Source organism: Raoultella sp., assembly GCF_039594335.1.
In the GTDB taxonomy this organism is placed as follows: Bacteria; Pseudomonadota; Gammaproteobacteria; order Enterobacterales; family Enterobacteriaceae; genus Klebsiella.
On record NZ_JBCNNS010000058.1, the window covers coordinates 12,967 to 27,660 of the forward strand.

Here is a 14,694-nt window from a genome sequence, read left to right on the forward strand (position 1 = left end):
TCTACAATGGGTGAATATGTCCCACTTTTTCGTAGTGGTTCGTGCTTTTAAAGGATGGCTGTTGCCCGGCATTTCGTGTCTGGCGCTGGTGGGCTGTTCCGCCGCTTTTTCGCCAAACACGGCAAATGACAAAGCACAACCCGAGATGCCGCAGCACCAGGTGGCGGACTTTCTCTCAGTCGATTGCGCCAATATCTGGTCGCTGAATAACGAAGCCAGCGATAAAAACCCGCTGTTCTGGCTGCGCGGGATTGATTGTGCCGACCGCCTGGCGCCGGTCCAGGCGCGGGCGGAGGCCAAACGACACGATGATGACAGCTGGCAGGACGCCTTTAAGCGCGGCATTTTGTTGGCGGATGCGAAGATTACACCGGATGAACGCCGTGAACTGGTATCCCGCCTGGATTCTTTTAGTCCGCAGATCGCCATGCAGGTGCGTCCGCTGTATCAGCTCTGGCGTGATGGTCAGAACAGGCAACTGCAGCTGGTGGATGAACGCGCCCGTTACGCGAAGCTGCAGCAGTCCAGCGATAGTGAACTGGAGGCGCTGCGCCTGCAGGAACAGCAGTTGCGCAGCCAGCTTGAGCTAACCACCCGCAAGCTGGAAAACCTCACCGATATTGAACGCCAGCTTTCCAGCCGCAAGCCGGGGGGGAATTTTAATTCCGACAGTAGCCACGGCAGCGACAAAGTTCCGGAGGTCATACATGACGATCCGTAAACCAGCGCATTTGCTGCTGGTGGATGACGATCCGGGTCTGTTAAAACTGCTGGGGATGCGTTTGACCAGCGAGGGCTACAGCGTCGTGACCGCTGAAAGCGGTCCGGAGGCGCTGCGCATTCTGGCTCGGGACAAAGTCGAACTGGTGGTCAGCGATTTACGCATGGATGAGATGGACGGCCTGCAGTTGTTCAGCGAAATCCAGAAAGTGCATCCGGGGATGCCGGTGATTATCCTTACCGCTCATGGCTCTATTCCCGACGCGGTGGCGGCCACCCAGCAAGGGGTGTTTGGTTTCCTGACCAAACCGGTGGACAAAGACGCCCTGTACAAAGCCATCGATGATGCGCTGGAGCACAGTGCGCCGGCGACGGATGAGCGCTGGCGTCAGGCTATCGTCACCCGCAGTCCGCTGATGCTGCGCCTGCTGGAACAGGCGGGGATGGTGGCGCAGTCGGACGTCAGCGTGCTGATTAACGGCCAGAGCGGGACGGGGAAAGAGATTGTCGCGCAGGCGATTCATAATGCCAGTCCGCGCCACGACAAGCCTTTTGTCGCCATTAACTGCGGGGCGCTGCCGGAACAGCTGCTGGAGTCCGAGCTATTTGGTCATGCGCGCGGCGCGTTTACCGGCGCGGTCAGCAACCGGGAGGGGTTGTTCCAGGCCGCTGAAGGCGGGACGCTGTTTCTTGATGAGATCGGCGATATGCCGGTGGCGCTGCAGGTGAAGCTGCTGCGGGTACTGCAGGAGCGTAAAGTGCGTCCGCTGGGTAGCAACCGCGATATTGATATCGATGTGCGTATCATCTCGGCCACCCACCGCGATCTGCCGAAAGCGATGGCGCGCGGCGAGTTTCGTGAAGATCTGTTTTATCGCCTGAACGTGGTGAACCTGAAGATCCCGCCTCTGGCCGAGCGCGCGGAGGATATCCCGCTGCTGGCAAACCATCTGCTGCGCCAGTCTGCCGAACGACACAAGCCGTTTGTTCGGGCGTTTTCAAGCGATGCGATGAAACGGCTGATGGCCGCCAAATGGCCCGGTAATGTCCGCCAGCTGGTGAACGTGATTGAGCAGTGCGTGGCGTTGACCACTTCGCCGGTGATCGGTGAGGCGCTGGTGGAACAGGCACTGGAAGGGGAAAATACCGCGCTGCCGACCTTCGTCGAAGCGCGCAATCAGTTTGAGCTCAACTATCTGCGCAAGCTGCTGCAAATTACCAAAGGTAACGTCACCCACGCGGCAAGAATGGCGGGGCGCAACCGTACTGAATTCTACAAGCTGCTGTCGCGCCACGAGCTCGACGCCAACGACTTTAAAGAGTAGCTCCGCAGCATGACGCAAGTTATGATACGGTAAGCAACCGGTTACGCGACAAAGACAGGAACACCATGAAAAAGATTGATGCGATTATTAAACCTTTCAAACTTGATGATGTGCGCGAAGCGCTGGCCGAAGTTGGCATCACCGGGATGACGGTTACGGAAGTGAAGGGCTTTGGCCGTCAGAAAGGCCACACCGAGCTGTACCGCGGTGCAGAGTACATGGTGGATTTTCTGCCGAAAGTGAAAATCGAAATTGTGGTCACTGACGATATCGTTGATACCTGCGTGGATACTATTATCCGCACGGCGCAGACCGGTAAAATCGGCGACGGTAAAATCTTCGTCTTTGACGTCGCCCGCGTGATTCGTATTCGTACCGGGGAAGAAGACGACGAGGCAATTTAACTCCTTCGCTCGTCCCGCCCGTTCAGAGACAAAGCCGCTTCACCGTCGGTGAAGCGGCTTGTTTTGCCTCAGGCCGCCAGTTGTTTCATCACCTGAATAAACGCCTGAGTGATGGGCTCCTCTTTGCTGTGATGCCCATCCTCAATCACCCAGCGTCCGCCGGTCATCACCGCGCGAACAGGATTTGACGAGCAGGCAAAGATCCAGCGGTTGAGCAGCATCCGGTCTTCTGAGCTGGCGATGAACGGATCCTGGCCATCCAGTACCAGAAGATCGGCCCGATACCCGACGCTTAGCTCGCCGATGTTCTGGCCCAGCGCTCTGGCACCGCCGCGGAGCGCCCCTTGATACAGGACGTTGCCGACGTGAGGTTCGCCCGGAACGATAAGCCGGTTGCGGCGCTGGGCGACCAGGCGTTGCCCGTATTCAAACCAGCGTAAATCCTCACTGACGCTGACACTGATGTGGCTGTCCGAACCGATCCCCCAGACACCGTTATGCTCCAGATAGTGTGGGCCTGGGAACACGCCGTCGCCGAGATTGGCTTCGGTGGTCAGGCATAGGCCAGCCACCGCGCCGGAGGCGGCGATCTTTATCGTTTCCTGAGGCGTCAGATGGGTGGCGTGGACCAGGCACCAGTGCTCATCCACCGGCAGATGATTGTACAGCCATTCCACCGGGCGCTCACCGGACCATGCCAGGCAGTCATCCACCTCTTTTTGCTGTTCAGCGATATGAATATGAATCGGCTGCTGGCCAGGATGGCAGGCCAGAATGGTGCCGATCTGCTCCGGCGTAACGGCACGCAATGAATGGAAGCACAGGCCGGTACGTTGCATTGGCTCACCGGACAGCCGCGCGGTGAGCGACTCGTACATGGTCAGGTAGCTGTCGCTGTCGTTGATAAAGCGGCGCTGACCGAGGGAAGGTGACTGTGCGCCAAAACCGGCGTAACTGTAAAGGACGGGCAGCAGCGTCAGGCCGATGCCGGTCTGTCTGGCCGCGCTGGCGATACGCAGCGCTAATTCCGTCCGCTCCTCATAAGGCGCGCCGTTGCTGCTGTGATGCAGGTAGTGGAACTCGGCGACCGAGGTGTATCCGGCTTTGAGCATTTCGATGTACAGATAGCTGGCGATGGTTTCCAGCTGTTCTGGTGTAATTTTATCTACCAGTCTGTACATCAGATCCCGCCAGGTCCAGAAACTATCTGAGGGGTTTCCTGCGACCTCCGTTAACCCGGCCATCGCCCGCTGGAAGGCATGAGAGTGCAGGTTCGGCATGCCCGGCACGACGACCCCTTGGATGCGCGTCGCCTGCGGATTCGGCACCGCGTTCTTTTCCAGCGCGGTAATGATGCCTTCTTCGGACACGGTTATGCCGACATTACTTGCCCAGCCATCAGGCAACAGCACTTTTTCTGCCAACCAGACTGCCATATTATCACCCTGTTTTCAGCGTAGTGTTAGATGTATATACATGTGCATATATATACATCTAACAGGTCATAGAGTAAACTGACAACGTCAGCATATGAGGAATGGTTAATGGCGCACAGTGACCTGTCAAATCCGGATTTCATGGATGAGTTACCTGAACATCCAGCACCCTTTTATGAAAGGGTAAAGGCGATGATCAAAACCAAGATCCACAGCGGGGCATGGCCCGTGAATTACCGTGTTCCTTCTGAAAGCGAACTAGTCAGTCTGTTTGGCTATAGCCGGATGACGATTAACCGCGCGCTGCGGGAACTGACGGCGGAGGGGCTGCTGGTACGCATGCAGGGGATCGGGACTTTTGTCGCCGAAATTCGCGGCCAGTCGGCGCTGCTGGAAATTAACAATATCGCCGACGAGATCGCCAGTCGTGGCCATCGCCATCATGCCAGAGTCTTCAGACTAACGGAAATTGAAGCTGATGCTCAGCAGGCGTTCAGTTTTGGCATGCAGCAGGGTTGCGGTCTGTACCATTCGCTGATTTGCCACTATGAAAATGGCGTACCGGTGATGCTGGAAGACCGACTGGTGAATATGCAGGTGGTGCCTGACTACCTGCAGCAGGATTTTACCCGTATCACACCTAACGCTTATCTCTCCTCGATTGCGCCGATTGTTGAAGGCGAGCACGTTATTGAAGCGGTCAACGTCAGCCGGGCCGAGTGTGTTTACCTGGAAATCGATGAACATACGCCTTGTCTGCTGGTCAATCGTCGGACCTGGACCGGCCGTCAGGAGAAGAAAATCGTCACCAGTGTGCGTCTGGTCTACCCCGGCCCGCGTTACCGTCTGGAAGGGAGCATGCGCAAATGATTCGTCTGCTCCCCGCCCGCCTGTATACGGAAATGCCCTGGAAAAACGGCCAGGGCGTGACGCGCGAAGTGGCCCGCTATCCGGAGGTGGGAGAATACGACTGGCGTATTTCCCTGGCGACTATTCGCCAGCCTGGCCCGTTTTCCGCTTTTCCCGACTACCTGCGCAATATCAGCGTGCTGGAAGGCGAGGGGATGTACCTGACGATCGATGGGCAGCGCAGCGCATTGATTGCGCCTTTCCAGGCGCTGGGATTTAACGGCGCGAGCGGCGTAGCCTGTGAGATTGTCGGCGGGCCGCTGCTGGATTTTAATGTGATTTACCGGGAAGCCGCCCTCCGGGCTACGGTGAGCTGGTGCGGAGCGGGAACGTGGTTGCATCAGGGTGGACTGCGGATGTTGTTTAATGCCGGGCCCGCATTGCGGGTGAACGCTGGCGACCAGCACTATTTACTGGAACATTACGACAGTCTGCTAGTGGATGAAGCGGTGACGCTGGTTATCCAGGACACTCCGGACGCACGCGTAGCCCGCATTACTCTGATTTCCCTATAACTACGCCGTAGACGGTTTCTGCGGCGTACATTGTTACTCCTCTTCGCACAATGCCAGCAGCATCGCGCTGAGTTCGCCCTGATTAATCAGGGCGCGTAGCGCATGGATATCCGGGTAGAGCAGCGTATCTTTATCCTGGAAGGGCACCGCATGACGCACTTTCTCCAGCGTCTGGCAGGCGCACAGCAACTCAATGGCGACGATATCCACGGCGTTCTCCACCGCCTTAAGCGCTTTACGAGCGGCGACCCCCTGCTGGCATGATCTTCCTGACCGGCGCAGGTGGATACCGTGTGGAGACTGGCCAGGCCAGCCAGACTGCGGTTATCGCCCGCCAGCGCAGCGGCAACGTAAGTTGGGATCATCATCCCGGAATACCCTGAATCCGGCAAGACAAGGAAGGCCGGCAGCCCGCTGAGATGAGCATTGGTGATGCAGTCACAACGCGCCTGAGAAGCGATACTCAACTGGACAATGGCAATAGCCAGCGCATCCAGAGCCAGAGCCAGCGCCGTGGTCGTGGCAGCCGGGTTTGAGTACCGCGACCCGGTCGTCGAGTTTCATGGCTTCATCAATATCGTGAGTGACCATAATGATGGTTTTGCTCAGCTCTTTCTGAATACGCAAAAACTCTTCCTGCAGCTGTTCGCGAACCACCGGGTCGACCGCGCGGAACGGTTCGTCCATCAACATAAACTCCGGGTCTGCTGCCAGGGGGCGGGCGACGCCCACGCGCTGCTGCTGGCCTCCCGAAAGCTGCCAGGGAAAGCGTTTGGCGATTTGTGGTTCCAGACCGACGATTTCCAGTAATTCCCCGGCTCTGGCTTTACTTTGGGCAGTGCCGTTGAGAATCGCGGTGACGACAATATTATCGATAATGTTTTTGTGGGGAAATAAACCCGCATTTTAAATGACATAGCCAATATGGCGGCGCAGTTGCACGACATCCATTTGCTCGGTGGCTCCACTGTTAAGCTGGATTCGGCCCGATAACGCTTCCACTAAGCGGTTGATCATCCGCAATGAGGTGGTTTTTCCACAGCCGGAAGGGCCGACAAATACCGTAATTTTACCTCCCGGCACTACCAGGCTAAGGCCGTCTACTACGACCGAACCGTTGCCGTAGTGCTTAGTTACCTTCTGGAAGGTAATCATCTTCACACCTCTGATTGTTGTGTTCTGTGTTCCCGTTTGCAGGGGAGTTATGCGCAAAATGTCGCTATGTATTATCTTGTATGTACAACTGAACAGGCTTATGCCATTACCAGGGGCGTGTGCAATAAAATGATTATTTATTCATTTTAAAAACAAATGGTTATTTTGTTTTTGTGTTTTCTGGTACTGCCGTCTATAGCGAGATGAGCAGTAATGACGAGGTAGAAAATATATTGGTGTTATTTTTTTGTGATGTTTTAGTGCACAAAAATAAAGCATCAAGCTGTTTTTTTGCACTGTTATGGCCCATTATCATGGTCAGTTCATCGAGATAGTACGCAGTGTGTTTTCCTTTTTTTATCTTAATTAATTGAATTTATTTGTCTTTATAAATTAATTTCTAACCTGGCATCCTATATGCTTATCATGTATATACAATTAAGATGTGAGTCACAAATTTAACGGACAGGTAACATTCAACTGGTAACGGATAAGAAGGTAAAGCGCATGAGTAACCAAGCAACCCGTTTTCGCGATGTTGAAATCAGAGCCCCGCGAGGCACCAAACTGAACGCAAAAAGTTGGTTCACAGAGGCGCCTCTGCGCATGCTGATGAACAACCTGGATCCCGATGTAGCCGAAAATCCAAAAGAGCTGGTGGTGTACGGCGGTATTGGCCGGGCAGCCCGTAACTGGGAGTGCTACGACAAGATCGTTGAGACCTTGAAGCAACTCAATGATGATGAAACGCTGTTGATCCAGTCCGGCAAACCGGTGGGGGTTTTCAAAACCCACAACAACGCCCCGCGGGTACTGATCGCCAACTCGAATCTCGTGCCGCACTGGGCAAACTGGGAGCACTTCAACGAGCTTGACGCAAAAGGTCTGGTGATGTACGGGCAAATGACAGCCGGCTCATGGATCTACATCGGCAGCCAGGGCATTGTGCAGGGCACTTACGAAACGTTTGTTGAAGCCGGGCGCCAGCACTATAACGGTAGCCTGCGTGGACGCTGGGTGCTGACAGCGGGCCTGGGGGGAATGGGGGGCGCTCAGCCGCTGGCCGCAACCCTGGCGGGGGCGTGTTCGCTGAATATTGAATGCCAGCAGTCGCGTATCGACTTCCGTCTGCGTACCCGTTATGTCGATGAGCAGGCCAGCGATCTGGATGACGCCCTGTCCCGCATCGCCCGCTATACTGCAAAAGGAGAAGCGGTATCCATCGCGCTGCATGGCAACGCGGCGGACATTTTACCGGAGCTGGTAAGACGCGGCGTGCGCCCGGACATGGTGACCGACCAGACCAGCGCACACGATCCCCTCAACGGTTATCTGCCGCTGGGCATGAGCTGGGAAGAGTACCGCGCTCGCGCGCAGTCCCACCCGGTAGAGACGATCAACGCGGCCAAAGCTTCAATGGCCGAACACGTTAGAGCCATGCTCGCCTTCCAGCAGCAGGGCATTCCCACCTTCGATTACGGCAACAACATCCGCCAGATGGCGAAAGAGATGGGGGTGGAAAACGCTTTTGACTTCCCCGGTTTTGTTCCCGCCTATATTCGTCCGCTGTTCTGCCGTGGGATTGGTCCCTTCCGCTGGGCGGCGCTTTCCGGCGATCCGCAGGATATCTACCGTACCGACGCGAAAGTTAAAGCGCTGATACCCGATGACGAACACCTCCACCACTGGCTGGATATGGCCAGAGAGCGCATCAGCTTCCAGGGGCTGCCGGCCAGGATCTGCTGGGTCGGCCTGGGACAGCGCGCGCGCCTGGGCCTGGCGTTTAACGAAATGGTCCGCAGCGGCGAGTTGTCGGCGCCGATAGTGATCGGCCGCGATCATCTTGACTCTGGCTCCGTTGCCAGCCCCAACCGAGAAACCGAAGCGATGCAGGACGGCTCCGACGCGGTGTCGGACTGGCCGTTGCTAAACGCGCTGTTGAACACCGCCAGTGGAGCGACCTGGGTTTCCCTGCACCATGGCGGCGGCGTAGGGATGGGCTTCTCCCAGCATTCCGGCGTGGTGATCGTCTGCGACGGCAGCGATGAAGCAGCGGAACGCATTGCCCGGGTGCTGAACAACGACCCGGCCACCGGTGTGATGCGCCATGCGGATGCGGGTTATGACATCGCGATTGAATGCGCCAGAGAGCTAGGACTCAACCTGCCAATGATTGCGGATTAATTTCTCCGGCGAAGGGGGCCATGTATCCCTTCGCCCTTATCGGAGTGCTGCCATGAATAACAACAACACAACATACATCGAAACACGTTCTATTGAGCCCATTCCCGACGGTGAACGCCACGGTAGCATTTTTAGCCAGTTCACTCTGTGGCTGGGGGCTAACCTGCAAATCACCGCCATGGTCACCGGCGCATTAACGATTGTATTCGGCGGGGATGTTTTCTGGTCGCTGGCCGGTCTGATGCTGGGCCAGATTGCCGGCGGGATTGTGATGGCATTGCATGCCGCGCAAGGGCCGCAACTGGGGATACCACAGATGATCAGTAGCCGGGTACAGTTCGGCGTCTACGGTGCCTGCCTGCCGATTCTGCTGGTCTGCCTGATGTACCTTGGCTTTATCGCCACCGGGGCAGTGCTGTCCGGCCAGGCGATCTCGGCGGTTTTCCATACCTCGGAAACCAGTGGTATTCTGCTTTTTGCCGCCGCCACGCTGGTTATCGCTTATGTCGGCTATCGTTTGATCCACCTGTTGGGTAAGCTGGCGAGCCTGGTGGGGATTATCGCGTTTATCTACTTGCTGTGGAAAATCAGTTCCTTTCCGGCTATCGGCGACCTGCTGAGTGTCCGGCCCTTTAGCTGGAGTACATTTTTAACCGCCACCGGCCTTGCCGCTTCCTGGCAGATCACTTTTGGCCCCTATGTTGCCGATTATTCCCGTTATCTGCCGCGTAGTACCTCTCCTGGGAAGGTTTTTTTCGCCGTAGGGAGCGGTTCAGTGATTGGCGCGCAAATCGCCATGACCGTCGGGGTGCTGGCTGCCGCTCTCTCCCAGGGAAAGCTGGTCGGTCATGAAGTGGACTATATCGTCGGCCTGGGCGGCACCGGTGCGATTGCCACGCTGTTATATCTGAGCATCGCGTTTGGTAAACTGACTATTAATACCCTGAATGCCTACGGTAGCCTGATGTGCCTGGCGACGGTGTACAGCTGCGGGAAGCAGCGAGTGCGCGTGAGCCAGTCAGCGCGTCTGCTGGTGCTGGCGGTGATTATTACCCTGGCGACCGCTATCGCGATTATGGGGCAACACTCTTTCCTGTCGGCGTTTAAATCCTTCCTGCTATTCCTGTTGACTTTCTTTACTCCGTGGAGCGCGATTAACCTGGTGGATTACTATTTCTTTAACCACCAGGCGATAGACATGGAGGCGCTGAACGATCCGAACGGGAAATACCGGGCGTGGAATGTGACGGGGATCGGGGTTTATCTCGTCGGAGTGGCGGTACAGACGCCGTTTATTGATAGTGGATTCTATTCCGGCCCGTTCGTGAAGATGCTGGGCGGTATCGATATCTCCTGGCTCATCGGGCTGGCGCTTCCAGCCGCGCTCTACTATGTCCTGCGCAAAGTTCAGTCCGCAGCGGCGGCTGGCGCCGCCATCAGTCGTTAAAGGAGAACGCTATGTATACCCTTTGGCACCACTGCCGGATCGCCACAATGGTCGCTGGGCATTATCAGTTGCTTGACGATGGCGCGATGCTGACCGACGGTGCCGTGTTGTTATGGGTCGGCAACCGAGAGGCAGTGCCGGACTTGCCTGTTGCGCAGCGGGTGGATTTACAAGGCCGGGTGGTCACGCCGGGACTGGTGGATTGTCATAGCCACGCAGTATTTGGCGGCGACCGGGCCCGGGAATTTGAAATGCGTCTCAACGGGGCGAGCTATGCGGAGATAGCTGCCGGCGGCGGCGGTATCGCCAGCACGGTCAACGCCACGCGACAGGCCAGCGAAAGCCAGTTGCTGGAGAGTGCGAGGCAGCGTATCGGGGCGCTGTGCCGGGACGGCGTAACGGCGCTGGAAATCAAATCCGGTTACGGTCTGGATCTGGCTAACGAACGTAAAATGCTGCGGGTGATCCGTCAGGCTGGCGACACATTGCCGCTTACCGTGCGCAGTACCTGCCTGGCGGCCCATGCGGTGCCCGTCGAGTATCAGGACCGGGCAGATGCCTGGATTGACTATATTTGCGAACGACTGCTGCCGGAGCTGCATCAGGAAGGATTGGTGGATGCGGTGGATGCGTTCTGCGAACACCTGGCGTTTTCACCCTCGCAAGTGGAGCGGGTATTTCGGAAGGCCCGGCAGTTGGGACTGCCAGTGAAGATCCATGCTGAGCAGTTGACGCTACAGCATGGGGCTGCGTTGGCCGCTCGCTACCATGCGCTGTCGGCGGATCATCTGGAATATTTGTGCGAAGAAGATATCGCCGTGATGGCTCGCCATGGGACGGTGGCGGTGCTGCTGCCGGGCGCCTATTACTTCCTGCGTGAGAAACAGCTACCGCCGCTGGAGCTACTGCGCCAGTACCGGGTGCCGATTGCCCTCGCCAGCGATTTAAATCCCGGCACCTCGCCGGTGTTATCCCTGCGCCTGATGATGAATATGGCCTGTACGCTGTTTTGCATGACGCCGGAAGAGGCGTTGGCTGGGGTGACGCTTAACGGTGCGAAGGCGCTGGGGCTGGATGCCATTTGCGGATCTCTGGAAGCCGGAAAGGAGGCCAGCTTTGTGGCATGGGATATTGCTCATCCGGCGGAGCTGAGCTACTGGCTGGGGGGCTCACTTTCGAAACAGGTGATTTATCAAGGTAAGGAGGTTTATTGTGATTAAGGCGTTTGATTTCCGGCAGGGGAACCTGCCGCTGTTGGTCAGTATGCCCCATCCGGGAACGTTATTAACTCCCGAAGTTGACCAAGGGCTCACGCCGAGGGCGAAGCGTCTGGAAGACACCGACTGGCATATTCCCTTGCTCTATCAGACCATCGCGGACATGGGGGTCAGTACGTTATGCGCCCGCTATTCCCGCTATGTGGTGGATATCAATCGCCCGGCGGATGATAAACCGCTTTACAGCACGGCGACGACCGGGCTGTTTACCGATATCTTTTTTGATGGCGAAGCCCTGTTCGTGCCGGGCGGCGCGCCTGACGCGGCGGCGAAGGATGCGATACTCAAACACGTCTGGCAGCCTTATCACCAGGCGCTGGCCGTTGAACTGGCGCGCCTGCGTGAGACATTTGGCTATGCGCTGTTGTGGGATGCACACTCGATCAAATCCATGGTGCCGCGCTTGTTCGAAGGGCGCCTGCCGGATCTGAACTTCGGTACGGCGGATGGCGTCAGCTGTTCGACGCAGCTCAGCCAGGCACTGCTGGCAAGCTGCGAAGCGTTCCCGCAGTATAGCCGGATACTCAATGGCCGCTTTAAAGGTGGATATATCACCCGCCACTATGGCGATCCCGCGAACCATATTCACGCGGTCCAACTGGAAATGGCCCAGTGCAGCTATATGGATGAAGAGAGCTTTGCCTATCTTCCGGAGAAAGGGCAGCAGGCGCAACAACTGCTGGAGCGGTTGATTAATACCGCGTTGCAGTGGGGACGAGAGCAGTATGGCGCCCCCTGAACATGGCTGAACTCCTCCCGATCGGCATGACCGATCGGGAGGAAGGGTTATATCACCTTATGTGGGCCAAAACATTCGTAGTGAATGTTGTCGCTATTGACGCCCAGCGCCACCAGCTGTTTCGCCGCATGTTGCATAAAGGCGACCGGGCCGCACAGATAGAACTGCATCGGCGGGGCGCGCAGCGTGTCAGCCAGATCCGCTAACATCATCAGACCTTCGCGGTTAAAGCGTTCCGCCTGGCGGTCTGCTTCGGTTGGCGTGCGATACCAGATATGGGAGGTGAATTTTGGCAGGCTGGCGCCGAGCGTTGTAACCTCGTCGGCAAACGCATGAACATCGCCATTTTCCGCCGCGTGGAACCAGTTCACCTGGGCCGGGTGCTGCGTTTTTGCCAGCGTGTCCAGCATTGCCAGCATCGGCGTCTGGCCGACGCCGCCGGAAATCAGTGTAACTGGCGTTTCTGGCTCAACGGCGAGGAAGAAGTCACCTGCCGGTGCAGCCAGATGCACGATATCCCCTTCCCGCGCCGCGTTGTGCAGCCAGTTTGATACCTGGCCGCCGTTTTCGCGTTTAACCGCAATCCGGTAGCCTTTGCCGTTTGGCTTGCGCGTCAACGAATACTGGCGAATTTCCTGATATTCAAACCCCTGCGGTTTTAACCACATCGTCAGATACTGGCCCGGCTGATAATCCGCCACCGGCTGGCCATCTACCGGTTCCAGGTCGAAGCTGGTAATCAGGGCGCTACGCGGGGTTTTCTTCATAATGCGAAACGCTCGCGTACCTTCCCAACCGCCGGTTTTGCTGGCGTTAGCCTGGTAGATTTCAGATTCACGATTAATAAAGACATTGGCCAACACGCCGTAGGCTTTGCCCCATGCGTCAAGCACTTCCTGGCCCGGACTGAACATTTCGTCGAGCGTTGCCAGCAGATGGCTGCCGACAATATTGTACTGCTCTGGTTTGATCTGGAAGCTGGTGTGTTTCTGCGCGATTTTCTCCACGGCAGGTAGCAGGGCAGGCAGATTGTCGATATTGCTGGCGTAAGCAGCAATGGCATTAAACAGCGCTTCACGCTGGTCGCCGTTACGCTGGTTGCTCATGTTGAAGATCTCTTTGAGCTCCGGGTTATGGGCAAACATGCGATCGTAAAAATGGGCGGTCAGCTCAGGACCTGTTTCGACGAGCAGGGGAATTGTGGCTTTAACCGTTGCGATGGTTTGGGCGTCGAGCATAGCAGCTTCCTTACAATGTCATTTAAATGATGTATTTTATATGCATCTTATAAAAATAACCCTGCATTGTAAATGGTTCATTAACGCTTTTCCCCGTAGCGGTAACAACATGAACAATTCGCATCACAAACCTGAAAAGAAATCCATTGAAAATCGTTGAGCCGTTATTGCTCAAAGCCTTGTGCAATGAGGAGCCAATCGTTTGCGTAAAATCCTTTGTCAAGACCTGTTATCACAGAACGATTCGGTTATACTGAGGGCCGTCGCCCAAAAAGGCCCCCTTTTAGAGCTGTATTTTATTGTTAGCTGAGCAGGAGATGCGGATGTTAAAGCGTGAAATGAACATTGCCGATTATGATGCCGAACTGTGGCAGGCTATGGAGCAGGAAAAAGTACGTCAGGAAGAGCACATCGAACTGATCGCCTCCGAAAACTACACCAGTCCGCGTGTTATGCAGGCACAGGGTTCTCAGCTGACCAATAAATATGCCGAAGGTTATCCGGGCAAGCGCTACTACGGCGGTTGCGAATATGTTGATATCGTTGAACAACTGGCGATTGACCGTGCAAAAGAGCTGTTCGGCGCTGACTATGCTAACGTGCAGCCGCACTCCGGCTCCCAGGCTAACTTCGCGGTCTATACCGCTCTGCTGCAACCGGGCGATACCGTGCTGGGCATGAACCTGGCGCAAGGCGGTCACCTGACTCACGGCTCCCCGGTTAACTTCTCAGGCAAACTGTACAACATCATTCCTTACGGCATCGATGAGTCGGGTAAAATCGACTATGCAGATATGGCGAAGCAGGCTCAGGAACACAAACCGAAAATGATTATCGGTGGTTTCTCCGCTTACTCCGGTATCGTTGACTGGGCGAAAATGCGTGAAATCGCTGACAGCATCGGCGCATACCTGTTCGTTGATATGGCCCACGTTGCTGGCCTGATTGCCGCAGGTGTTTATCCGAACCCGGTTCCGCATGCTCACGTTGTGACTACCACTACCCACAAAACCCTGGCAGGTCCGCGTGGTGGCTTGATCCTGGCGAAAGGCGGTAGCGAAGAGCTGTACAAAAAACTGAACTCTGCTGTATTCCCTAGCGCTCAGGGCGGCCCGCTGATGCACGTTATCGCGGGTAAAGCGGTGGCGCTGAAAGAGGCAATGGAGCCAGAGTTCAAAGTTTACCAGCAGCAGGTTGCGAAAAACGCCAAAGCGATGGTGGAAGTATTCCTGAACCGTGGCTACAAAGTGGTGTCCGGCGGGACGGAAAACCACCTGTTCCTGCTGGATCTGGTGGATAAAAACCTGACAGGTAAAGAAGCTGACGCTGCGCTGGGCCGTGCTAA

Annotated in this window: 12 protein-coding genes and 1 pseudogene; 10 read left to right on the forward strand and 3 right to left on the reverse strand. The window is 56.2% G+C overall.

Going from position 1 to position 14,694, the window contains the following annotated elements; genetic code table 11:
- The first annotated feature begins 16 nt into the window (after positions 1–16).
- The 3 genes from qseG to glnB all read left to right on the forward strand — a co-directional run bounded on the left by qseG (position 17) and on the right by glnB (position 2,449).
- On the forward strand, positions 17–721 hold the full coding sequence (gene qseG / locus ACZAHD_RS12215) for a two-component system QseEF-associated lipoprotein QseG (protein WP_462457021.1): 705 nt from the start codon (positions 17–19) through the stop codon (positions 719–721).
- A complete protein-coding gene (gene glrR / locus ACZAHD_RS12220) occupies positions 708–2,045 on the forward strand; it encodes a two-component system response regulator GlrR (RefSeq protein WP_462457009.1) in 1,338 nt (445 codons plus the stop codon). The genes qseG and glrR overlap by 14 nt, the downstream gene beginning before the upstream one ends.
- A gap of 65 nt (positions 2,046–2,110) precedes the next feature.
- Positions 2,111–2,449: a nitrogen regulatory protein P-II gene (gene glnB / locus ACZAHD_RS12225; RefSeq protein ID WP_041146740.1), complete on the forward strand. Its 339-nt coding sequence runs from the start codon at positions 2,111–2,113 to the stop codon at positions 2,447–2,449.
- Positions 2,450–2,517: 68 nt separating this feature from the next.
- Here the strand turns inward: glnB and ACZAHD_RS12230 are convergent, their stop codons facing one another.
- Positions 2,518–3,885 (reverse strand): formimidoylglutamate deiminase, encoded by a 1,368-nt coding sequence (locus ACZAHD_RS12230; RefSeq protein WP_462457010.1) that lies wholly within the window; start codon positions 3,883–3,885, stop codon positions 2,518–2,520.
- A 108-nt stretch (positions 3,886–3,993) separates the two neighbouring features.
- Between ACZAHD_RS12230 and hutC the strand changes: the two genes are divergently transcribed.
- Both hutC and ACZAHD_RS12240 read left to right on the forward strand, forming a co-directional pair.
- Positions 3,994–4,755: a histidine utilization repressor gene (gene hutC / locus ACZAHD_RS12235; protein ID WP_462457011.1), complete on the forward strand. Its 762-nt coding sequence runs from the start codon at positions 3,994–3,996 to the stop codon at positions 4,753–4,755.
- Positions 4,752–5,309, forward strand: a complete 558-nt coding sequence (locus ACZAHD_RS12240; RefSeq protein ID WP_462457012.1) for a HutD/Ves family protein — start codon at positions 4,752–4,754, stop codon at positions 5,307–5,309. The genes hutC and ACZAHD_RS12240 overlap by 4 nt, the downstream gene beginning before the upstream one ends.
- 33 nt (positions 5,310–5,342) lie before the next feature.
- Here the strand turns inward: ACZAHD_RS12240 and ACZAHD_RS12245 are convergent.
- Positions 5,343–6,464: pseudogene (locus tag ACZAHD_RS12245) on the reverse strand (aromatic amino acid lyase).
- Between the two features lie 507 nt (positions 6,465–6,971).
- Between ACZAHD_RS12245 and hutU the strand changes: the two are divergent.
- The 4 genes from hutU to hutG are packed head-to-tail and all read left to right on the forward strand — an operon-like array spanning position 6,972 to position 12,111.
- On the forward strand, positions 6,972–8,648 hold the full coding sequence (gene hutU / locus ACZAHD_RS12250) for a urocanate hydratase (protein WP_462457013.1): 1,677 nt from the start codon (positions 6,972–6,974) through the stop codon (positions 8,646–8,648).
- 52 nt (positions 8,649–8,700) lie between these two features.
- Positions 8,701–10,095, forward strand: a complete 1,395-nt coding sequence (locus tag ACZAHD_RS12255; RefSeq protein ID WP_462457014.1) for a purine-cytosine permease family protein — start codon at positions 8,701–8,703, stop codon at positions 10,093–10,095.
- Positions 10,096–10,106: 11 nt separating this feature from the next.
- Entirely contained in the window at positions 10,107–11,315 is a 1,209-nt protein-coding gene (gene hutI / locus ACZAHD_RS12260; protein WP_462457015.1) for an imidazolonepropionase, read from the forward strand.
- Positions 11,308–12,111 (forward strand): N-formylglutamate deformylase, encoded by an 804-nt coding sequence (hutG, locus tag ACZAHD_RS12265; RefSeq protein WP_462457016.1) that lies wholly within the window; start codon positions 11,308–11,310, stop codon positions 12,109–12,111. The genes hutI and hutG overlap by 8 nt, the downstream gene beginning before the upstream one ends.
- Before the next feature lie 47 nt (positions 12,112–12,158).
- Here the strand turns inward: hutG and hmpA are convergent, their stop codons facing one another.
- Positions 12,159–13,349, reverse strand: coding sequence for an NO-inducible flavohemoprotein (hmpA, locus tag ACZAHD_RS12270; RefSeq protein ID WP_462457017.1), 1,191 nt, complete (start codon positions 13,347–13,349; stop codon positions 12,159–12,161).
- Positions 13,350–13,672: 323 nt separating this feature from the next.
- On the opposite strand from hmpA, the gene glyA reads away from it, so the two are divergent.
- On the forward strand, positions 13,673–14,694 hold a 1,022-nt coding region (gene glyA, locus ACZAHD_RS12275; RefSeq protein WP_462457018.1), incomplete at its 3' end, for a serine hydroxymethyltransferase.